This window comes from Mycolicibacterium celeriflavum (assembly GCF_010731795.1).
GTDB classification, from domain to species: domain Bacteria; phylum Actinomycetota; class Actinomycetes; order Mycobacteriales; family Mycobacteriaceae; genus Mycobacterium; species Mycobacterium celeriflavum.
Genome location: NZ_AP022591.1, coordinates 4554927 through 4574314 on the forward strand (window position 1 = coordinate 4554927; position 19388 = coordinate 4574314).

Consider the following 19388-nt stretch of genomic DNA (forward strand, 5'->3'; position numbering starts at 1 on the left):
CTACAGCTTGCGCAGGCGCAGTCTGTTGATCGAGTGGTCGGCGTCCTTGCGCAGCACCAGCGTCGCGCGCGGGCGGGTCGGCAGGATGTTCTCGATCAGGTTCGGCCGGTTGATCGAATGCCAGATGTCGCGGGCGGCGAACACCGCCTGCTCGTCGGTGAGCGTGGCGTAGTGGTGGAAGTGTGAAGCGGGATCGGCGAACGACGTCGACCGCAGCCCCAGGAACCGGTCGATGTACCACTGTTCGATGTCGTCGATGCGGGCATCGACATAGACCGAGAAGTCGAACAGGTCGGACACCATCAGCGTCGGCCCCGTCTGAAGCACATTGAGGCCCTCGAGGATCAGGATGTCCGGATGACGGACGATCTGCTTCTCGCCCGGCACGATGTCGTACAGCAGATGCGAATAAACCGGCGCACACGCGTATTCCGAACCGGACTTGACCGTCGTGACGAACCTCATCAGCGCACGACGGTCGTAACTTTCGGGAAAACCTTTGCGACCCATCAGGTTCCGGCGCACCAACTCGGAGTTCGGGTAGAGGAACCCGTCGGTGGTGACCAGATCTACCCGCGGATGGTGTTCCCAGCGGGCTAGAAGTGCCTGCAGCACACGGGCCGTCGTGGACTTGCCGACCGCGACGCTGCCCGCGACGCCGATGACGAACGGCACCGGCCGGTCCGGATTCTGCTGGGGCTCACCGAGGAATTCGGCGGTCGTCGCGAACAACCGCTGGCGCGCGGCGACCTGAAGGTGAATCAGCCGGGCCAGCGGCAGATAAACCTCCTCGACTTCCAGCAGGTCGATCTTTTCGCCGATACCGCGCAGCTTCTTCAGCTCGTCTTCGCTGAGTTTGAGCGGAGTCGACATACGTAGATTCCGCCACTGACTCCGGTCGAACTCCACATATGGGCTGGGTTCACTCAGCCGCGCCATGCGCTCAGTCTTGCATTTACCGTTGAGGCCATGGTCGCCAGCACCTCGGTTTCGTCAGTCCGCGAGTATCTGCTGCTCGGTTTGCGCTTCGACCGGGTGGAGGAGGGCTACGTCGACTCGTTCACCGGCGATCCGGCGCTGCGGCGCGCAGTGGCCGCCGAGCCGCCGCCCGATCCCGCCGACCTGGCCAGGCAGGCTGAGCGGCTGCTGGCGGAACTGCCCGCGGGCCTCGACCAGCAGCGGGCCGACTACGTCGGCGCCCATTTGCGCGCGCTGGCCTGCGCCGGGCGCAAGTTCGCCGGCGAGGACGTCGGCTTCGTCGACGAGGTGCAGGCGTACTTCGATGTGCGCATCAGCAGGGGCGATCCAGAGCAATACCGGCAGGCCCATCGGCGACTCGACGAAGTGTTGGGCGGGACCGGTTCGCTCGCCGACCGGATGCAGTCCTACCGCGCGGGGGAGGAGATCCCGCCCGCCCGCCTCGAGGAGTGCATCCACGTGTTCTCCAGCGCGCTGCGCGACCGCGTGCGTGCCGAGTATCCGCTGCCCGACGCCGAGACCGTCACCTATGAGGTGGTCACCGACAAGCCGTGGTCGGGTTTCAACTACTACCACGGTGACTACAAGTCGACGGTGGCCGTCAATGCCGACCTCAGGCAGCAGATGTCGAACCTGCCGCGGCTGGTCGCCCACGAGTCCTATCCGGGCCACCACACCGAGCACTGCCGTAAGGAAGCGGGTCTGGTCGAACTAAGGGGCCAGGCGGAGCAGACGATCTTCCTGGTCAACACCCCGCAGTGCCTGATGGCGGAGGGCCTGGCCGACCTGGCGCTGTACGCGGCGATCGGTCCCGACTGGGGCACGTGGGCAGGCGAGATCTACGCCGACCTGGGGTTGCGGTTCGACGGCGACCGCGCTCAGGCGGTGTCGGAGGCGACGGCTGCGTTGGCAGACGTGCGGCAGGACGCGGCCCTGATGTTGCACGACGAGCACCGCGACGTCGATGAGGTCGTCGAGTTCCTCAAGCGGTGGCTGTTGGTCAACGACGAGCGCGCCCGCCAGATGCTGCGGTTCTTGTCCTCGCCGCTGTGGCGCGCCTACACCAGCACCTACGTCGAGGGGTACCGGCTGCTGCGGGGGTGGCTGGACGGACGGCCCGACGACGTCAGCCTGACCCAACGGTTCGGCACGCTGCTCGACGAGCCGCTGATCCCGTCGTCGCTGCGGGCGGCGTGAGGGCGCGCGAAGGACCGGAAAGTAGGCTAGGCCCATGACTGCAGACCCCGTGACCTCGAAAGCCGCTGCTCCGGGCGCGGAGTACGCCGAGACCGCGAGCGCCGCCTACCGGGCCGCGCTGCAGGTAATCGAATCCGTCGAGCCGAGGATCGCGGCTGCGACGCGCAAAGAGCTTGCCGATCAACGGGATTCGCTGAAGCTGATCGCCAGCGAGAACTACGCCTCGCCGGCGGTGCTGCTGACCATGGGCACCTGGTTCTCCGACAAGTACGCCGAGGGCACCATCGGACACCGGTTCTATGCGGGCTGCCAGAACGTCGACACCGTCGAGAGCCTCGCCGCCGAGCATGCCCGCGAACTGTTTTCAGCGCCGTACGCCTACGTGCAACCGCACTCCGGTATCGACGCCAACCTCGTTGCGTTCTGGGCGATCCTGGCCACGCGGGTCGAAGCACCCAGCCTCGCCGAACTCGGCGCCAAGCACGTCAACGAGCTGTCCGAAAACGACTGGGAGACGCTGCGCAACAAGCTCGGCAACCAGCGGCTGTTGGGCATGTCGCTGGACGCCGGCGGCCACCTCACCCACGGCTTCCGGCCCAACATCTCCGGCAAGATGTTCCACCAGCGCAGCTACGGCACCGACCCGGACACCGGCTTTCTGGACTACAGCGCGGTGGCCGAAGCCGCCCGCGAGTTCAAGCCGCTGATCATCGTGGCGGGGTATTCGGCCTATCCGCGGCGCGTCAACTTCGCCACGATGCGCGAGATCGCCGACGAGGTGGGCGCGACGTTGATGGTCGACATGGCGCACTTCGCGGGCCTGGTCGCGGGCAAGGTCTTCACCGGCGAAGAGGATCCGGTGCCCCACGCCCACGTCACCACCACGACCACCCACAAGTCGCTGCGCGGGCCGCGCGGCGGGATGGTGCTGGCCCAGCCGGAGTTCTCCGACGCCGTCGACAAGGGCTGCCCGATGGTGCTGGGCGGACCGCTGTCGCACGTGATGGCGGCCAAAGCCGTCGCGCTCGCCGAGGCCCGCCAGCCCGCGTTCCAGGTGTACGCGCAGCGCGTCGCCGACAATGCGCAGGCACTGGCCGACGGCTTCCTCAAACGCGACGCGGGGCTGGTCACCGGCGGCACCGACAACCACCTCGTGCTGCTCGACGTCACCTCGTTCGGCCTCACCGGCCGGCAGGCCGAGTCCGCGCTGCTCGACGCGGGCATCGTCACCAACCGCAACTCCGTGCCCGCGGATCCGAACGGCGCTTGGTACACCAGCGGCATCCGGCTGGGCACGCCGGCGCTCACCACGCGCGGGTTCGGTGTCGACGATTTCGACCGGGTGGCCGAGCTGATCGTCGACGTGCTGTCGAACACTCAGCCTTCCGCTACCGCGGGGAAACTCTCCAAGGCCAAATACACCCTCGCCGACGGCACCGCCGAGCGTGTGCACGCCGCGTCGGCCGAGCTGCTGGACGCCAATCCGCTGTACCCGGGGTTGCAGCTGTAATCGGGACGCGGGATCAGCGCCCGGTCGCGTCATCGATGAGCTCGCGCAGGATGTCCATGTGGCCGGCGTGACGTGCCGTCTCCTCGATCATGTGAACGAGCGCCCATCGCATCGACGGTGAATTGCCGTCGCGGCTCTGCCGCGCGCAAGGCAGATTCAAGTCGGCGCATCCGGAAATCGCGTCGTTGGCGTTCGCTACGACGCTGCGGTACTCCGCGGTCAGGGAAGCCGTCGTGGCCTCGGGCGCGGCGTGAAAGGTCTCCTGCCACTCACCGACGGTCTCGCCGAGGAAGATGAACCGCTCGACGTTGATGAGGTGGTTCAAAAGGCCCAGCACATTGGTTCCCGACGGCACACCCGGGTTACGCACCTGCGGCTCCGGCGCGCCGTACACCTTGTCGACAACGCAGCCGCGAAGGTAGTCGAGGAAAGCTTGCAGCACCTCTCTTTCGTCGCCGTCGGTGCGCGGCGGTGGCTTGTCGTTGCTGGAACGTTTGCGGGCCATGGCCTGACGTCTCCGTTCTGTGGCGAGCCGATTTCAGAGAACATGTGAACTCGGGTTACAGTTACTTTTATGGCACAGAAACCTGTACCGAATGCGCTGATCCTCGAACTCGAGCCGGTCGTGCAGCAGGAGCTGCGTCGTCACATCGACTCCGAGGACCTCTGGTACGCGCACGACTACGTACCGTTCGACCAGGGCGAGAACTTCGCGTTTCTCGGCGGTAAGGACTGGGACCCGTCGCAGGTGACCTTGCCCAAAGACGTCACCGATGCGCTGGAGATCCTGCTCATCACCAAGGACAACCTCGCGAGCTTCCATCGCGAGTTCGTGTTCAGCTTCATCCTCGAGGAGAAATGGGGCCGCTGGATCGGCCGGTGGACCGCCGAGGAGCATCTGCACGCGATCGCGTTGCGCAACTACCTCGTCGTGACCCGCGAGATCGACCCGGCCGCCAACGAGGACGTGCGCGTCGAGCACGTGATGAAGGGCTACCGCGCCGACACCTACAGCCAGGTCGAGCGCCTGGTGTTCATGGCGTTCTTCGAACGCGCGCACGCCGTCTTCTGCCGCAACCTCGAAGCTAAGATCACCGAACCGGTGCTCAAGCGCCTCATCGGTCGCATCGCCAAGGACGAGGAGCGCCATGAGGAGTTCTTCGCCAACCTCGTCGCGCATCTGCTGTCCTCCAGCCGGGACGAAACCGTGGATGCGATCGCGCGCCGCGCCACCGAACTCGACGTCGTCGGCGGCGACATCGACGCCTACGCAGACAAGCTGCAGCGCGTCGCCGAGGCCGGCATCTTCGGGCCCGAGCAGTTGCGTCAGGTGAGAGCCGACCGGATCGCCGCCTGGGGGCTGGCCGACGAGCCGAAACTGCGCGAGTTCGCCTCCGCGTAACCGACCGGTCACCCCACCCCGCGAGCAGCGGCGAACACTACGGCGCGCCTGCACCGCGCATGTGCCGCAACGGGAGTAGCGTCGCTTCCGATGGCTAGCGACTTGCTTTGCTGTCCGGGCGGTACCGATCGTTTCGATCATGAAGGGACCGGCCCCGGTCTCAGTGCCGCGGTGTCCGCCGAAGGTTCGTGCGGGGCCGCATGAAGCCAAGTGAGACGCGAGGAGCGCCACGTGACTGAATCGGCCATTCGGACCTATGTGCTCGATACCTCGGTGCTGCTGTCAGATCCATGGGCCTGCACGCGCTTTGCCGAGCACGAGGTCGTGGTTCCGCTGGTGGTGATCAGCGAACTCGAAGCCAAGCGTCACCATCATGAACTCGGCTGGTTCGCGCGTCAGGCCCTGCGGATGTTCGACGACCTTCGGCTCGAATACGGCCGGCTCGATCAGCCGATTCCCGTTGGCGCACAAGGCGGTTCGCTGCACGTGGAGCTCAACCACAGCGATCCGACGGTGCTGCCCGCGGGCTTCCGGACCGAGAGCAACGATGCACGGATCCTGACCGTCGCGGCCAACCTCGCCGCCGAAGGTAAGCATGTCACGCTGGTCAGCAAGGACATCCCGCTGCGGGTGAAGGCCGGTGCGGTCGGGTTGTCGGCCGACGAATACCACGCCCAGGACGTCATCACGTCCGGCTGGACCGGAATGGCAGAGGTCGAGGTCGGCGTCGACGACATCGATGCGCTGTTCGCCGACGGCGAGACGGATCTGGAGTCGGCTCGAAACCTTCCCTGCCACACCGGAATTCGACTGCTCGGTGGAACCTCGCACGCGCTGGGCCGGGTGACGCCGGAGAAGCGGGTGCAGTTGGTGCGCGGGGACCGGGAGGCGTTCGGGCTGCGCGGCCGTTCCGCCGAACAACGGGTGGCGTTGGACCTGCTGCTCGACGAATCCGTCGGCATCGTCTCGCTCGGCGGCAAGGCGGGCACCGGAAAATCGGCGCTGGCGCTGTGCGCAGGGCTGGAGGCCGTGCTCGAGCGCCGCACCCAGCGCAAGGTCGTGGTGTTCCGTCCGCTGTACGCGGTCGGCGGGCAGGACCTCGGCTACCTGCCCGGCAGCGAGAGCGAGAAGATGGGCCCGTGGGCGCAGGCGGTCTTCGACACGCTCGAGGGATTGGCCAGCCCCGCGGTGCTCGAGGAGGTGCTGGCGCGCGGCATGCTCGAGGTGTTGCCGTTGACGCACATCCGGGGCCGCTCGCTGCACGACTCGTTCGTGATCGTCGACGAGGCGCAGTCGCTGGAGCGCAACGTGTTGCTGACCGTGCTCTCGCGACTGGGCGCCGGGTCGCGCGTCGTGCTCACCCACGATGTCGCCCAGCGCGACAATCTGCGCGTCGGCCGGCACGACGGCGTCGCCGCGGTGATCGAAAAGCTCAAGGGCCACCCGCTGTTCGCCCACATCACGCTGCTGCGCAGCGAACGCTCGCCGATCGCCGCGCTGGTGACCGAGATGCTGGAGGAGATCAGCCCCGGCGCCCTGCCGTGATGGTGATTTCGGTGCGCTACCAGTCGTTCAGCGATCGGTAGCGCGCCCAAACCCCTGGCGGTGGAGGCTGCTGCGGGCCAGATACCACCCGGCGGCCGCCGCCCCGCCCAGCGCCACGACCCGATCGGCGCGGTCGCCACGCGGCAGGTCGAGCAGCGACACCAGGCCCAGCACCGCGAACCCGGTGCGCAGGGCGGGCTGGCTGGTGGCCGTCGTGACCAGCGCGGTGTTCTTGTCGGTCAGGGCCGCGGAAGCTTCGTCGAGACGCACCGGTCCTCCTGTCGATCGGGTGACGGGGCAGCCCTTTGACGGTAAATCTTTCGGCGCCACAGGGGAATAGGGAATTTCCCTATGCCCCGGCGGTTGTTTCGGGCGCCTGCGGCCTGCCGAGGTGACGGCCCAGCTCGGCCCGCGACCGGATGCCGAGCTTGCGGTAGATGCGGGCGAGGTTGGCCTCGACTGTCTTGGGGCTGATGAACAGCGCGGCCGCGACGTCGCGGTTCTTCATTCCCGAAGCGGCGAGCTCGGCGACCCGCTGCTCGGACGGCGTCAACTCGCCGGTGCCGTGTCGTCCCACGCTCGCGAGAGAAAGCTCGGCACGCGTCCGGGCGGCCCACAGCGGGATGTTCAGGCGCTCGAAGATCTCCGCTGCTTCCTGCAGGTGCGCCGATGCCGACTCCTTTCTGCGCTGACGACGCTCCAGCCGGCCCAGGGTCAGCAACGTCCGCCCGCGCTCGAAGGGCATCGGCAGCTCCTCGTGTGCGGTCATCGCCTGACGCGCGGCGTCGTGGGCGCCGTCGAGGTCGCCGCGGGCGGCCAGCAGCATGGCGCGCGACCGCGCGCCCACCGCGAGCATCCACTGGCGGTCGAGCCTGCGGCCGTTGTTCTCCAGCGCTGCGATGAGTGGCTCGGCCTCGGTGAGGCGGTCCAGTTGGACGAGCGCCTCGATGGCGTCCGGCAGAAAAGCGGCATTGGGTAGTTCGGTCGGCGTCTTCTCCGGATCGAACTCCGACAGCATCGGCTGCAGCGCGTCCACCGCGGCTCGGTAGTTGCCCAGCGACACCTCGAGGAAGCCCAGGGCGGCCAGTACCCGCTCCGCCAGCCGGAACGCCCCGGTGCGCCTGGCACATTCGAGGGCATCGTCGATCGCCTGACGCGCGGCGTCCTCCTGGCCGGCGAACGCGGTCAGCTGCGCGCGCAGGCTTTGGGTCAGGAACTGTGGGGTGTCGCCGCCGATCTGCCGCGCTTTCTCCAGCGCATGCTCGGCGACCAGGTTGGCCCAGACGAAGTCGCCCCGCCAGATCGCGTTCATCACCACATGTTGGGAGACGAACACGTGCTCGCCCTCTTCGCCCTTCTCCAGGCAGCGGGCGCGGATCTTGTCCAGCTCCTCGCGCGCCTCGTCGAGCCGGCCGGTCCATTCCAGCAGCAGCGCGTGCTGCACGGCGGGTCGGAACACCAACGGCGTATACGCCTCCGGGTCCTCCAGCTCCACCGCCCGCCGCAGCAACTCGTCGTCGTAACCCTGGCCCGCGGCGAACCGCATCACGGCCAGCATCCCGAGCGCCATGCCGAGCAGGTGCGGGTTGTCGACGCCCTCGGCACACGCGACCGCCTCCTCGGCGGTGGCGACACCCTTCTGCAAGTCATTGCCGTGAAACAGCGTGTAAGCCAACGTGATCAGCGTCTGTACCCGCAGCGCGCGGTTGTCGTGGTCTTCGTCGAGCGCGTCGCACAACAGGCGGGTGCCTTCGATGAAGCCGTCCCCGTACAGCCGCACGACAGCCAGGCGGCTCAACGCCTCCGCGCGCAGCGCGCCGGACGGCAGGCGCTCGATCGCCTCCTCGAGCACCGCAGCCGCCCGTTCGGAATTCCCCGCGTCGAAGTGGTGCAGCGCCGATCGCAGCCGCCGTTCGGGGGTGTCGCCGCCGAGCCCGATCGCCAGGTCCATCAGTTCGGCCGCCGCCGCAGGCGCTCCGCGCACCCGCGCCGAATCCGCCGCCGTGTCCAGCGCCCGCAACGTGATCTCGTCGCCGCGGGTGGCGGCCAGCGCCAGATGTCTTGCCCGCAGCTCGGGTTCGTCGACGATCTCGGCGAGCCGGCGGTGCATCGACCGGCGGTCACCGGGCGCGGCCTGGGTGTAGACGCCTGTCGCCAACAGCGGATGGGCGAACCGGATCCGGTTGCCGTCGATCGCGACAATGCCCTTGCCCTCGGCGATCTCCAACAGCTCGACGAGCCGGTCGTCGTCGCCGGTCGTCGCTTTCGACACCAGTTCCACCGTGGGCACCGCCAGGCACGCGGCGGCGAGCAGCGCGTCGTGCACATGGGCATCGAGGCCGTCGAGCCGGGTACGTACCACGTCGGTCAGCGTTTGGGGCAGCGACGGATCGATGCCCGAGGCGCGTTCGTCGATCGAGCGGGCCAATTCGATTGCGTAGAACGGGTTTCCGCCCGACACCTGGTGGATCCGCCCGATCGTCGGGCGGGAGAACGGCCGTCGCAGCCGCGTCGACACTGCGGCATGCAGATCGTGAACGCTCAACGGGCTCAACCGGATTCGATGGACCGCCTCGGGCCGCGGCAGCTGTAGCCAGGCGGTGCCCGCGCCATCTACGGGGTCAGTCCGGAGGCTGGCCAGCAGTCCGATGCGCCCGGTGAGCCGGCGCGCCGCGAAAGCGAGCACATGCGCGCTCGACGGGTCGAGGCACTGCAGATCGTCGATGGCCAACAGGACGGGCCGCTCGTCGCAGAGTCGCTCGAGCACCGACAGGAATGCGGCGGCGACGGCACGCTGGTCGGTCACCGCATCGTTGTCCGCCCGCAGCAGCACCTGGTCGAGCGCGAGTCGTTGAGGTGTCGGCAGCTCGGCCCAGGAAGCTGTGTCGGCGTCGTCGAGCAGATCTGCCAGAGCGGTGTAGGCGAGCACCGATTCGGCGGCCGTCGCTCGCGTCGAGAGCACCCGGAAACCGCGCTGCTGCGCGTGCTCCACGGCAGCCGACCACAAGGTGGTCTTGCCGATTCCGGCCTCACCTTCGATCAGCAACGCCGACGGGCCGACATCCGCCGACTCCAGGAAGGTGACGACGGCGCGCAGGTGTGTCGACTGGCCGATCACGACGTCACAGCTGACTAGCGGTCGTCGTCTTTCACCTTGGCCATCGCTAGCACGTCGAGACGCTTGTCCAATTCTTCCTCGGACAACTTGTCGCCGATCAGTCCTCGGTCGATGACGGTCTGGCGGATGGTCTTCTTCTCCTTGAGCGCCTGCTTGGCGACGGCTGCTGCCTCCTCGTAGCCGATCGCCGAGTTCAGTGGCGTCACGATCGATGGCGACGATTCCGCCAGCTCGCGCAACCGCTCCTCGTTGGCCACCAAGCCGTCGATACAGCGTTCGGCGAACAGCTTCGAGGAGTTCGTCAGGATCTTGAACGACTCGAGGATGTTGCGGGCCATCATCGGGATGTAGACGTTGAGTTCGAAGGCGCCCGACGCGCCGCCGAACGCGATCGCGGCATCGTTGCCGATCACCTGCGCGGCCACCTGCGTGACCGCCTCGGGGATCACCGGGTTCACCTTGCCGGGCATGATCGAGCTGCCCGGTTGCAAATCCGGCAGCTGGATCTCGCCGAGACCGGTCAGCGGCCCCGAGCCCATCCACCGGATGTCGTTGGCGATCTTGGTCAGCGACACGGCGACGGTGCGCAGCGCACCGGATGCTTCCACCAGGCCGTCGCGGGCGGCCTGCGCCTCGAAATGGTTGGCCGCGACCCGTAATTCGGCCAGCCCGGTCTGCTCGCTGAGCACCGCGACGACGCGCTCGTCGAAATCGTCGGGCGCGTTCAGTCCGGTGCCGACCGCGGTGCCGCCGATGGCCAGCTCACCCAACCGCGGCAGCGTGGCCCGCACCCTTTCTATGCCCGCTTCGATCTGACGGGCGTAGCCGCTGAACTCCTGGCCCAGGGTCACCGGAACGGCGTCCATCAGATGGGTGCGACCGGACTTGACCACGGTGCGCCACTGCCGCGCCTTGGAGTCCAGCGACTCGTGCAGTACTTCTAGCGCCGGAATCAGGTGACGCACAGCGGCTTCCGTCGCGGCTATGTGTGTCGCGGTGGGGAAGGTGTCGTTCGACGACTGCGACATGTTCACGTCGTCGTTGGGGTGCACGGTCACGCCGTTGCGCGCCGCGATGCCCGCGATCACCTCGTTGGTGTTCATGTTCGAGCTGGTACCCGAACCGGTCTGGAAGACGTCGATGGGGAACTGGTCGTCGTGCCTGCCGTCGGCGATCTCACCGGCCGCGGCGATGATCGCGTCGGCCTTGTCCGCTGCCAGCAGGCCGAGGTCCTTGTTGACCTGCGCACAGGCGCCCTTCAGCAGGCCGAGAGCCCGGATCTGGGTGCGCTCGAGACCGCGGCCGGAAATCGGGAAGTTCTCCACCGCGCGCTGGGTCTGCGCGCGCCACAGCGCGTTGACCGGCACCCGGACCTCGCCCATGGTGTCATGCTCGACGCGGTACTCGACGTCTGAAGACGAGTCGACGCTCATATATGTCCTTACGTTCCTCGGAGATTTACGGCAGCGGGTAGACGGCGTTGCTGTCGCCGGTGAAATCGATCGCAGAGTATTCGCTGAGCTTGGACAACCGGTGGTACGCCTCGATCATCCGCACGGTGCCCGACTTCGACCGCATCACGATCGACTGGGTGGTGCAGCCACCGCTGTAGAAGTGGACGCCTTTGAGCAGGTCACCGTCGGTGACCCCGGTCGCGCAGAAGAACACGTTGTCGCCGGAGACCAGGTCCTCGGTGGTCAGCACGCGATCCAGGTCGTGGCCGCGGTCGAGGGCCTTCTGGCGCTCCTCGTCGTCCTTGGGCGCCAACTGCCCCTGGATCTCGCCGCCCATGCAGCGGATGGCGGCCGCGGCGATGATGCCTTCCGGTGTGCCGCCGATGCCGGCCAGCATGTCGGTGCTGGTGTTCGGGCGGCATGCTGAGATCGCGCCGGCGACATCGCCGTCGGTGATCAGGCGGCACCTCGCGCCGGCCTCCCGCACATCGGCGATCAGCTGCTGATGGCGGGGCCGGTCCAGGATGCAGACGGTCAGGTCGGAGACCGAGACGTTCTTGGCCTTGGCCACCTTGCGGATGTTTTCCCCGATCGGTGCGGTGATGTCGATCGCGTCGACGGCTTCGGGACCGACGGCGATCTTGCTCATGTAGAACACCGCCGACGGGTCGAACATGGTGCCGCGCTCGGATACCGCGAGCACCGAGATCGCGTTGGACAGGCCCTTGCTCATCAACGTGGTGCCGTCGATCGGGTCGACGGCGAAGTCGCACTCCGGGCCGTCGCCGTTGCCGACGTCCTCGCCGTTGTAGAGCATCGGGGCGTTGTCCTTCTCACCCTCGCCGATCACTACGACCCCGCGCATCGACACCGAGTTGACCAGTTCGCGCATGGCGTCGACGGCGGCGCCGTCGCCACCCTCCTTGTCGCCGCGGCCTACCCAGCGGCCGGCCGCCATCGCGCCGGCTTCGGTGACGCGGACGAGTTCGAGGGCGAGATTTCGATCGGGGGCTTCCCCGCGGGCCGGACTCATGCGCAGATTGTCCCATTAGACGGTCGGCCTGTGAGAGCTGGGATACTGGCGGCAATGGAAGAACAGCCCGAACCCCGCGCCCAGGTCGGCGCCCAACCGGCGCCGCACCCCAGGCCCGCCAAGTCGCGGCTGCTGCAGGACGGCCGGGACATGTTCTGGTCGATGGCACCGCTGGTGCTGGCCTGCATCGTTCTCGCAGGTCTGCTGGGCATGTGCTCGTTCCAGGCGGCCGGCCCGGGCCAGGGTCCGGTCCCGTCCTACGACGCAGCGGCCGCGCTGCAGGCCGACGCCGATGCGCTGAAGATTCCCATCCGAGTACCCGAACTGCCGGAGGGCTGGCAGTCCAACTCCGGTAGCCGCAAGGGCATCGACGGCGGGCGCACCGATCCCGCGTCCGGCCAGCCGGTCCGCGCGGTCAGCTCCACGGTCGGGTACCTGGCCCCGAGCGGGATGTACCTCAGCCTGACGCAGAGCAACGCCGACGAGGACAAGCTGGTCGGCTCGATCAACCCCGACGTGGTGCCGACCGGGGTGCAGGACGTCGACGGCGTGACGTGGGTGGTCTACGAGGGCGGCGACGGTGACGGCGAGCCTGCCGAACCGGTGTGGACGACGCGGCTGGCCGGTCCGACCGGGCCCGCCCAGGTCGCGCTGACCGGCGCCGCAGGTACCGACGAGTACCGTACGCTGGCGGCGGCGACGCAGACCGCATCGCCGCTACCCGCCAAGTAACGGACGGAGACGCCATGACCGCTCCGGATCCCGGTGTCGCCGGCGCGGCGGCTCCGGAAGCAGACCTCACCGGGTGGACCGTCGCACCGTTCTCCGCGGCCGGCTACACGCACGACGTCTACCGCAGAGGCGAAGGCCCGGGCGTCGTGCTGATCCCGGAGATGCCCGGCGCGCATCCCGGTGTGCTCGCGCTCGGTAATCACCTGGTCGACAACGGCTTCACAGTCGCGATTCCGTCGCTGTTCGGCACGCCGGGTGCACCCGCAATGCGGCCCGGTGCCGTGCCGGTGATGTTGCGCGGTTGTGTGGCACGGGAATTCGCGGGCCTGGCCACCAACGCCGACCGGCCCGTCGCCCACTACCTGCGCGCGCTGGCCCGCGACCTCAACGAGAAGACACCGGGCAAGGGCGTCGGCGTGATCGGCCAGTGCTTCACCGGTGGTTTCGCGCTGGCCGCGGCGGTCGACGACAGCGTGCTCGCGCCGGTGCTCAGCCAGCCGTCGCTACCGCTTCCGATCACCCCGAAGCAGCGCCGCGACCCGGGACTGTCCGAGGCCGAGCTCAAGATCGTCGAACGGCGCGCCGCCACCGACGGATTGTGCGCGCTGGGTTTGCGTTTCACCGAGGACCCGCTGGTGCCTGCGACGCGGTTCAAGACGCTCAAGGACCGGCTGGGCGACGCGTTCGAGGTGATCGAGATCGACTCTCGCAAGGGCAACGAGCACGGATTCACCAAGATGGCGCACTCGGTACTGACGCGGGAACTGCGCCAGCGGGACGGTCATCCGACCGACGCGGCGCTCAAGCGCGTGATCGCATTCCTCACGGAGCGGCTGACCTAGGCTCGTCGGTTTCTTCGGGCTCCTTGGCGTCGTCCGTCTTGCCCCGGAGCGCCTCTTTGATGCGACGGCCCAACCACCAGAACGGGTTGCGCCGCTTGGGTTTCTCGTCCTCCTCACGGTCCTGGATGGGCACACCCTTGTAGACCGACAGGTAGACGATGATCGTCGTGACGATGACGATCATCAGCACCGGACCGATCACGATGCCCCAAGCGCCGAACATGCTGATACCGGAGAACACGGCGAGCAGCATCAGCGCGGGGTCCAGCCGCGCTTCGCGAGGTACCAGGATCGGCCGCAGGAAATTGTCGATATTGGTCACCACGATGAGGTGGACCAGGATGACGAACACGCCGCCGAAGATGTTGCCGAACAGGATCATTCCGATCCCGAACGGGATGGTGACGATGCCGCTGCCCAGGGGTATCACCGACAGCGCGGACAGCAGCACCGCGAACAGGAAGAAGCCCTGGTGGAATCCGGCGAGATAGATCGACAGGGCGCCCGCGACGCCTTGGCACACCGCGATGACGAACTGGCCCATCACGGTGCCCTTGACCATCGCGCCCATCTTCGCCATGTAGAGGTCGGTGGTCTCCTCGCCGAGCGGGTTGAGCTGCCGGATGATCGTCACCACCCGGTCGCGGTTGACGAGCAATGAGATGAACACGTACACGAACAGGATCAGGGCGGTGACGGCGCCGAACACGCCGCCCGCGGCGCCCTGCAGCAGGCCGAGCAGCCACTGGCCGGCATCCTGAGCCACCCGCGTCATCGAACCCTGCAGCGACTGCGGGGTGACGGTGGTGTCGACGTAGGGCACCCGGTCCAGCAGGTCGTTGACGAACTGCAGCGCACGGTCGCCCAGGGTCGACAGATCGGTGCGGGCCACCCATTCGGCCACCCGTTCCACCATGGTGGTGATCTGCACGACCGCGAGGAACACGAACAGGCTCAACGGCACGATCACCGCTGCGGTCGCGGCCAGCAGCGTCGCCGTCGCCGCCAGCCCGGTGCCGATCCGCCTGTTGAGCCGAATGTAGAGCGGCGAGAACAGGTATGCCGCCACGGCGGCGACCACCACGAGGATGAAGTAGCCGCGCAGGAAGTACGCCCCGAACACGATCGCGACGACGGTGGCGACGGCCAGCGAACGCTTCTGCGTAACCGTGAATTCGGTATCCACGCCGCTATGTCTACAGCGTGTCGGCCCTGGCTTGCGCTTGTTTGGCCCGCTGGTCGGCGATGAACCGCATGGAGAACCGGTTCATCAGCCTCGGCGCGAGCCGGGCGAACAACCACTGGGCGTGCGCGATGCGCGGTTTGACCAGGATCGGCTTGTTCTTCTCGACGGCGCGCAGGATGTCGGTGGCCAGCCGGTCGGCGTCGTAGGGCTTGCCGCCTTGAGCGGGCAGGAAGTAGTCGCGGCCGACGAACCCGCCGATCGCGCCCTTGTCGAGGATCGGGGTTTCCACGGCGGCCGGGCAGACGACGAGCACCCCGACTCCGCGGGCGGCGGCCTCCGACCGCAGCGCGAGCGACAGCCCGACGACGGCGTGCTTGGTCATCACGTAACTGGTGACCTGCCCGGCGGCGGTCAGCCCGGCCATCGACGCGGTGTTGACGATGTGACCGTGGCCCTGGCGCACCATCAGCGGGTAGGCGGCGGCGACGCCGTGCACCACGCCGCGGATGTTGACGTCGATGATCGCGTTCCACTGGTCCAGCGTGAGCAGTTCCGTGTCGCCGCCCCAGACGATGCCGGCGTTGTTGAAGATCAGGTCCAGCCGCCCCGCGCGGCTCACCACTTCGTCGACGGCGGCCTGCACCGCGTCCGCATCGGTGACGTCCAGGCGTGCCGCGCGGGCCCGCGATCCCAGGGCGGCCGCCGTGCGCTGGGCCGCATCGCCGTCGATGTCGGTGCACACCACGTCGGCGCCCGCGGCGACCAGTGCGCGGCACAGCGCGGCGCCGATGCCCGAGCCCGCGCCGGTGACCAGTGCTGTCTTGCCGGCCAGCTTGCCGCTGAAACTCATTGCGATTCCGCCATTCTCATGACATGTCCAAGCACGTCGGGGTACTTCTTGAGGTGAGCACCGCCGTTGAGGTCGAGCACCTCACCGGTCAACCAGGACGCGTTCGGGCTGCACAGGAACACGACCGCGTCGGCGATCTCCTCCGGTCGTCCCGCGCGGCCGAGCGCGGTGTTGTCGACGTAGTCCTCGACGAGGCCGGGGATCAGTGACGAGCCCTCCGTCAGTGGCGTCTCGACGAAGCCGGGCGACACGGCATTGACCCGGATACCGCGCGGCCCCATCTCCAGTGCCGCCACCTGGGTGAGCATCGACAGTCCCGCTTTGGCCGAGCAGTACGCGCTCATGCCCACGGCCGGTTGTCGACCATTCAGCGAGCTGATCGAGACGAGCGAGCCGCCTTCACGTAGCTTCTGGCCCGCGTATTTGGTGACGATGAACGCGCCGTTCAGGCAGACGTCGATTACCGACCGGAACTCGGTGACCGCCAGATCGGTGATCAACCCGAGGCTGCCGAAACCCGCGCAGTTGACCACGATTTCGAGTGGATCTGTCGCGTCGAACAACGCCTGTACCGAGGCTTCGTCGGTGACGTCGACGTGCGCGGCGGTGTGCGGATCGCCGAGTTCGGCGGCCCGAGCCTGCGCGCCGTCGAGATTGCGGTCAGCGAGCGTGACGCGGTCGCCCTCGGCGGCCAGTGCCTTGGCCGTCGCCCAGCCGATGCCCGACGCCGCACCGATCACCAGTGCATTCCTGGCGGTGTGCCCGTTGCTCATACAGTTGGCCCTTCGACGTCGAAGTAGAACGTGTTACAACGTAGCGCTTTGACACACTCGACACGCTCGCAGGTGGGGTGCCGCCGATCCCGTCGAAACGGGTCGCGCGCCGCTGAGCAATGGCAAGGTTGACCCGTGGCCAGATCTCTGCGGCGCGCCGCGACGTCGCTCGGACGTCCTCGTTTCCGCGACGTGATCGCCGGATTGGTGACGGGGCTGTTCTCCATCCCGGAGGGCATGGCCTACGCCAGCATCGGCGGGTTCAATCCGGTCGCCGGTCTGTACTCCGGTGTGGTCTCGACGATCGTCGGATCGATGTTCGCCCGCACCGTGCTCATGGTCACCACGCTGACCAGCGCGCTGGCGTTGACGTCGCAAAGCGTGTTGAACGCAGCAGGACTCGATCCGACCGACCCGTCGAACATCGCGGCGCTGGTGATCGTCGCCGGCGCGATCATGCTGCTCTTCGGTCTCCTGCGGTTCGGGGCGATGATGAACTTCGTCTCCAACGCCGTGATGACGGGCTTCACCACCGGCATTGCGCTACAGATCATCGCCGGGGTCATCCACGATTCCACCGGCTATCGGCCCGACAGCCACAACACCATCGGAAAGTTCGTCGACGCGTTCGCGCACATCGGGTCCTGGCAACTTGCCCCGTGCCTTGTCGCGCTCGGCACCGTCGCGGTGTGGGCGGTGTTCCACTTCATCAAGCCGCTGGAAGCCTTCGCCACGTTGATCGCTCTCGTCGTGGTGACGGTCGTGGTCACCGTGATCGGCGTCGAGGTCGAGACGGTGGGCGACATCGCCTCCATCCCGAATGCGCTTCCGCCGTTGACGATGCCGAACTTCGCGGCGATGACGGAACTACTCGCCGGCGGGCTGGCCGTGGCGCTGGTGGGGCTGGCGCAGGCGGCCGGCATTTCGGCGGCGGTGCCGAATCCGGACCGCTCCCGTCCCAGCACCAACGGCGATTTCATCGCGCAGGGTACGGCCAACCTCGCCGGCGGGTTCTTCGGCGCCCTGCCGACCGGCGGGTCGCTTTCGCGCACGGGGGTGGCGGTCTCGGCGGGTGCGCAGACACGGTGGGCGGGCATCTTCGCCGGGCTGTGGCTGGCCGCTCTGGTGGTCGTCGCGGGCTCGTTGGCCGAACTCATCCCGATGCCGGTGATCGGCGGGCTGATCCTGGTGATCGGCGCGGAACTCGTCGCCGGTCGGTGGGCGGACATCTTGCTGGTGCTGCGCACCGCGCCGCTGTCGGCGGTGGCGATGGTCGTGACCTTCCTGGCGACCACCCAACTTCCACTGCACACCGCCATCCTCATCGGCGCGATCACCTCGCTGGTTCTTTACTGCGTAAAGGCCTCGCAGGCAGCGGGTCTCGAAGCGCTTGTCCGTGCGGACGACGGTGGCTGGCTGATCGCTCCGGTACCGGAGAAGGTCGAAAGCGATGCTGTCACGGTGTTGCAGTACTCGGGCGTGGGCCTGTTCGCCGAGGTGCCGCGCATCGACGAGGAGTGGCCCCGGGTGGCGGATTCGCATCGTGCCGTCGTCGTGCTATCCATGAGAACTTTGCCGGATGTCCCGTCGACGAAGGTGATCAAATCGCTGCGGCGGTGGGCGCAAGACCTCCGCGACAACGGCGGACGCCTGATCATCGCCGGTGCCACCCCCGCCACCAAGAAGGTGCTGGAGGCGGGAGGCCTCGGCAACGTCCTGGGCGACGACGGCATCGTGCCCGCCAGCGACCGGGTGTTCGGTCCCGTCGAGGAGGCGGTGCGGCGCGGTGAGCGGTGGATCGCGGGGGAGGGCGACGGCCGGGGTTAGCGCTTGACGCAGCGAAAACCGATGTGGCTCATGCCGGTGTCGACCGGTTGCGGGCGGCGGGCCGCCGGCCGGTAGCGCCGGCAATACGAGTCGGCGCACAGGAAGGAGCCACCCTTGACGACTCGGCGCGGCACCCGGAACTGCGGCTGCTGCGGATCGTAACTGTCTGCGGCACAGCAGGGTTGGTCGTCTCGGGTGTCACCGTACCAATCCGTTGTCCACTCCCAGACATTGCCCGCCATGTCGTACAGGCCGTAGCCGTTGGGCGGGAAGGTCCCGACGGCAGTGGTACGGCCGTACCCCTTCTCAGGCTTCCAGGGAAACTCGCCGTGCCAATAATTCGCCAGGCGCTCGCCCGCTTGTTCGGGATCGTCCCCCCACGTGAACTCGGCCCCGCTCAGACCACCGCGGGCAGCGGTCTCCCATTCCGCCTCGGTCGGCAACGCCATGCCCGCCCATGCCGCATAGGCTTCGGCGTCTTCGTAGGCGATATGGACAACGGGGTGCTCGGCGCGTTTGTCGATCGACGACAACGGTCCAACGGGATGCTTCCACGATGCACCGGGTGTCCACGTCCACCACTGATTCAAGTGCCGCAAGTCCACCGGGCCCGGGGTGCGATGAAACACCATCGAACCGGGTTGGAGGTTCTCCGGGGGTGCGTCGGGAAAATCAGCGGGGTTCACGGGTCGCTCGGCAACGGTGAGATAGCCTGTAGCATCGACAAATTCGGCGAATCGGGCGTTGGTAACGAGGTGCGTCTGCATCCAGAAGCCCTCGACGCTGAGCTCCCGCGCGGGCGCTTCTTCGGGGTAGTGGCGGTCGGATCCCAGCACGGCCGTCTGCCCCGGAATCCAGAGAAGGTCGTCGCTCATGCTCCTATGCTCCGCCGAGACTGCGGAGAGATCGTCGATTCGTCCGAAAACGCGATCTGTGTGCAG

At 67.6% G+C, this 19388-nt stretch carries 17 protein-coding genes; 7 read left to right on the plus strand and 10 right to left on the minus strand.

Annotation, left to right across the window (positions count from 1 at the left end; all coding sequences use genetic code 11):
* Positions 1-939 carry a type I pantothenate kinase gene (gene coaA / locus G6N18_RS21870; protein WP_067221448.1) on the minus strand — a complete coding sequence of 313 codons (939 nt, stop codon included), beginning with the start codon at positions 937-939 and terminating at the stop codon, positions 1-3.
* Between the two features lie 30 nt (positions 940-969).
* Here coaA and G6N18_RS21875 point away from each other — a divergent pair, with 30 nt between their 5' ends.
* Together G6N18_RS21875 and G6N18_RS21880 are read left to right on the plus strand one after the other, a co-directional pair.
* Positions 970-2175 carry a DUF885 domain-containing protein gene (locus tag G6N18_RS21875; RefSeq protein ID WP_083001686.1) on the plus strand — a complete coding sequence of 402 codons (1206 nt, stop codon included), beginning with the start codon at positions 970-972 and terminating at the stop codon, positions 2173-2175.
* A gap of 34 nt (positions 2176-2209) precedes the next feature.
* Positions 2210-3685, plus strand: a complete 1476-nt coding sequence (locus G6N18_RS21880; protein WP_083001688.1) for a glycine hydroxymethyltransferase — start codon at positions 2210-2212, stop codon at positions 3683-3685.
* Between the two features lie 13 nt (positions 3686-3698).
* On the opposite strand, the gene G6N18_RS21885 is transcribed toward G6N18_RS21880, so the two are convergent.
* Positions 3699-4190: a DinB family protein gene (locus G6N18_RS21885; RefSeq protein ID WP_083001690.1), complete on the minus strand. Its 492-nt coding sequence runs from the start codon at positions 4188-4190 to the stop codon at positions 3699-3701.
* A 69-nt stretch (positions 4191-4259) separates the two neighbouring features.
* Here G6N18_RS21885 and G6N18_RS21890 point away from each other — a divergent pair, with 69 nt between their 5' ends.
* Together G6N18_RS21890 and G6N18_RS21895 are read left to right on the plus strand one after the other, a co-directional pair.
* Positions 4260-5087, plus strand: a complete 828-nt coding sequence (locus tag G6N18_RS21890; protein ID WP_067221459.1) for an acyl-ACP desaturase — start codon at positions 4260-4262, stop codon at positions 5085-5087.
* A 231-nt stretch (positions 5088-5318) separates the two neighbouring features.
* A complete protein-coding gene (locus tag G6N18_RS21895; RefSeq protein WP_083001882.1) occupies positions 5319-6632 on the plus strand; it encodes an RNA 5'-3' helicase PhoH2 in 1314 nt (437 codons plus the stop codon).
* Positions 6633-6659: 27 nt separating this feature from the next.
* Here G6N18_RS21895 and G6N18_RS21900 read toward each other — a convergent pair whose 3' ends face one another.
* The 4 genes from G6N18_RS21900 to glpX form a co-directional block, all read right to left on the minus strand.
* The gene (locus G6N18_RS21900; RefSeq protein WP_234806151.1) at positions 6660-6902 is read right to left on the minus strand and encodes a hypothetical protein; all 243 of its coding nucleotides are present in this window, start codon (positions 6900-6902) and stop codon (positions 6660-6662) included.
* A gap of 79 nt (positions 6903-6981) precedes the next feature.
* A complete protein-coding gene (locus G6N18_RS21905; protein WP_083001692.1) occupies positions 6982-9750 on the minus strand; it encodes a helix-turn-helix transcriptional regulator in 2769 nt (922 codons plus the stop codon).
* A gap of 14 nt (positions 9751-9764) precedes the next feature.
* Positions 9765-11183 carry a class II fumarate hydratase gene (locus G6N18_RS21910; RefSeq protein ID WP_083001693.1) on the minus strand — a complete coding sequence of 473 codons (1419 nt, stop codon included), beginning with the start codon at positions 11181-11183 and terminating at the stop codon, positions 9765-9767.
* Positions 11184-11208: 25 nt separating this feature from the next.
* On the minus strand, positions 11209-12237 hold the full coding sequence (glpX, locus tag G6N18_RS21915) for a class II fructose-bisphosphatase (RefSeq protein ID WP_067221476.1): 1029 nt from the start codon (positions 12235-12237) through the stop codon (positions 11209-11211).
* Positions 12238-12291: 54 nt separating this feature from the next.
* Between glpX and G6N18_RS21920 the strand changes: the two genes are divergently transcribed.
* Both G6N18_RS21920 and G6N18_RS21925 read left to right on the plus strand, forming a co-directional pair.
* Positions 12292-12969, plus strand: coding sequence for a DUF4245 domain-containing protein (locus tag G6N18_RS21920; RefSeq protein ID WP_083001695.1), 678 nt, complete (start codon positions 12292-12294; stop codon positions 12967-12969).
* 14 nt (positions 12970-12983) lie between these two features.
* Entirely contained in the window at positions 12984-13811 is an 828-nt protein-coding gene (locus G6N18_RS21925) for a dienelactone hydrolase family protein (protein ID WP_083001697.1), read from the plus strand.
* Here the strand turns inward: G6N18_RS21925 and G6N18_RS21930 are convergent.
* From G6N18_RS21930 to G6N18_RS21940, 3 genes are read right to left on the minus strand one after another with little or no spacing between them, the layout of a single operon-like run.
* Positions 13792-14997 carry an AI-2E family transporter gene (locus G6N18_RS21930; RefSeq protein ID WP_083001699.1) on the minus strand — a complete coding sequence of 402 codons (1206 nt, stop codon included), beginning with the start codon at positions 14995-14997 and terminating at the stop codon, positions 13792-13794. The two genes, G6N18_RS21925 and G6N18_RS21930, sit on opposite strands and share 20 nt — an antisense overlap.
* Before the next feature lie 10 nt (positions 14998-15007).
* Complete coding sequence (locus G6N18_RS21935; protein ID WP_083001700.1) at positions 15008-15847, minus strand: SDR family oxidoreductase; 840 nt, start codon at positions 15845-15847, stop codon at positions 15008-15010.
* Positions 15844-16620, minus strand: coding sequence for an SDR family NAD(P)-dependent oxidoreductase (locus tag G6N18_RS21940; RefSeq protein ID WP_083001702.1), 777 nt, complete (start codon positions 16618-16620; stop codon positions 15844-15846). The genes G6N18_RS21935 and G6N18_RS21940 overlap by 4 nt, the downstream gene beginning before the upstream one ends.
* A gap of 135 nt (positions 16621-16755) precedes the next feature.
* Between G6N18_RS21940 and G6N18_RS21945 the strand changes: the two genes are divergently transcribed.
* Positions 16756-18447 (plus strand): SulP family inorganic anion transporter, encoded by a 1692-nt coding sequence (locus tag G6N18_RS21945; protein WP_234806152.1) that lies wholly within the window; start codon positions 16756-16758, stop codon positions 18445-18447.
* On the opposite strand, the gene G6N18_RS21950 is transcribed toward G6N18_RS21945, so the two are convergent.
* Positions 18444-19322, minus strand: a complete 879-nt coding sequence (locus G6N18_RS21950) for an SUMF1/EgtB/PvdO family nonheme iron enzyme (RefSeq protein WP_083001704.1) — start codon at positions 19320-19322, stop codon at positions 18444-18446. The two genes, G6N18_RS21945 and G6N18_RS21950, sit on opposite strands and share 4 nt — an antisense overlap.
* Positions 19323-19388: the final 66 nt, after the last annotated feature.

What these genes read in the sequence shown, in the direction of transcription:
- G6N18_RS21925 (WP_083001697.1), top strand. Translation starts at nt 12,984, where the DNA reads ATGACCGCTCCGGATCCCGGTGTCGCCGGCGCGGCGGCTCCGGAAGCA.
- G6N18_RS21885 (WP_083001690.1), bottom strand. Translation starts at nt 4,190, where the DNA reads ATGGCCCGCAAACGTTCCAGCAACGACAAGCCACCGCCGCGCACCGAC.
- G6N18_RS21940 (WP_083001702.1), bottom strand. Translation starts at nt 16,620, where the DNA reads ATGAGCAACGGGCACACCGCCAGGAATGCACTGGTGATCGGTGCGGCG.
- G6N18_RS21875 (WP_083001686.1), top strand. Translation starts at nt 970, where the DNA reads ATGGTCGCCAGCACCTCGGTTTCGTCAGTCCGCGAGTATCTGCTGCTC.
- G6N18_RS21910 (WP_083001693.1), bottom strand. Translation starts at nt 11,183, where the DNA reads ATGAGCGTCGACTCGTCTTCAGACGTCGAGTACCGCGTCGAGCATGAC.
- G6N18_RS21920 (WP_083001695.1), top strand. Translation starts at nt 12,292, where the DNA reads ATGGAAGAACAGCCCGAACCCCGCGCCCAGGTCGGCGCCCAACCGGCG.
- G6N18_RS21880 (WP_083001688.1), top strand. Translation starts at nt 2,210, where the DNA reads ATGACTGCAGACCCCGTGACCTCGAAAGCCGCTGCTCCGGGCGCGGAG.
- G6N18_RS21950 (WP_083001704.1), bottom strand. Translation starts at nt 19,322, where the DNA reads ATGAGCGACGACCTTCTCTGGATTCCGGGGCAGACGGCCGTGCTGGGA.
- glpX (WP_067221476.1), bottom strand. Translation starts at nt 12,237, where the DNA reads ATGAGTCCGGCCCGCGGGGAAGCCCCCGATCGAAATCTCGCCCTCGAA.
- G6N18_RS21935 (WP_083001700.1), bottom strand. Translation starts at nt 15,847, where the DNA reads ATGAGTTTCAGCGGCAAGCTGGCCGGCAAGACAGCACTGGTCACCGGC.
- G6N18_RS21890 (WP_067221459.1), top strand. Translation starts at nt 4,260, where the DNA reads ATGGCACAGAAACCTGTACCGAATGCGCTGATCCTCGAACTCGAGCCG.
- coaA (WP_067221448.1), bottom strand. Translation starts at nt 939, where the DNA reads ATGGCGCGGCTGAGTGAACCCAGCCCATATGTGGAGTTCGACCGGAGT.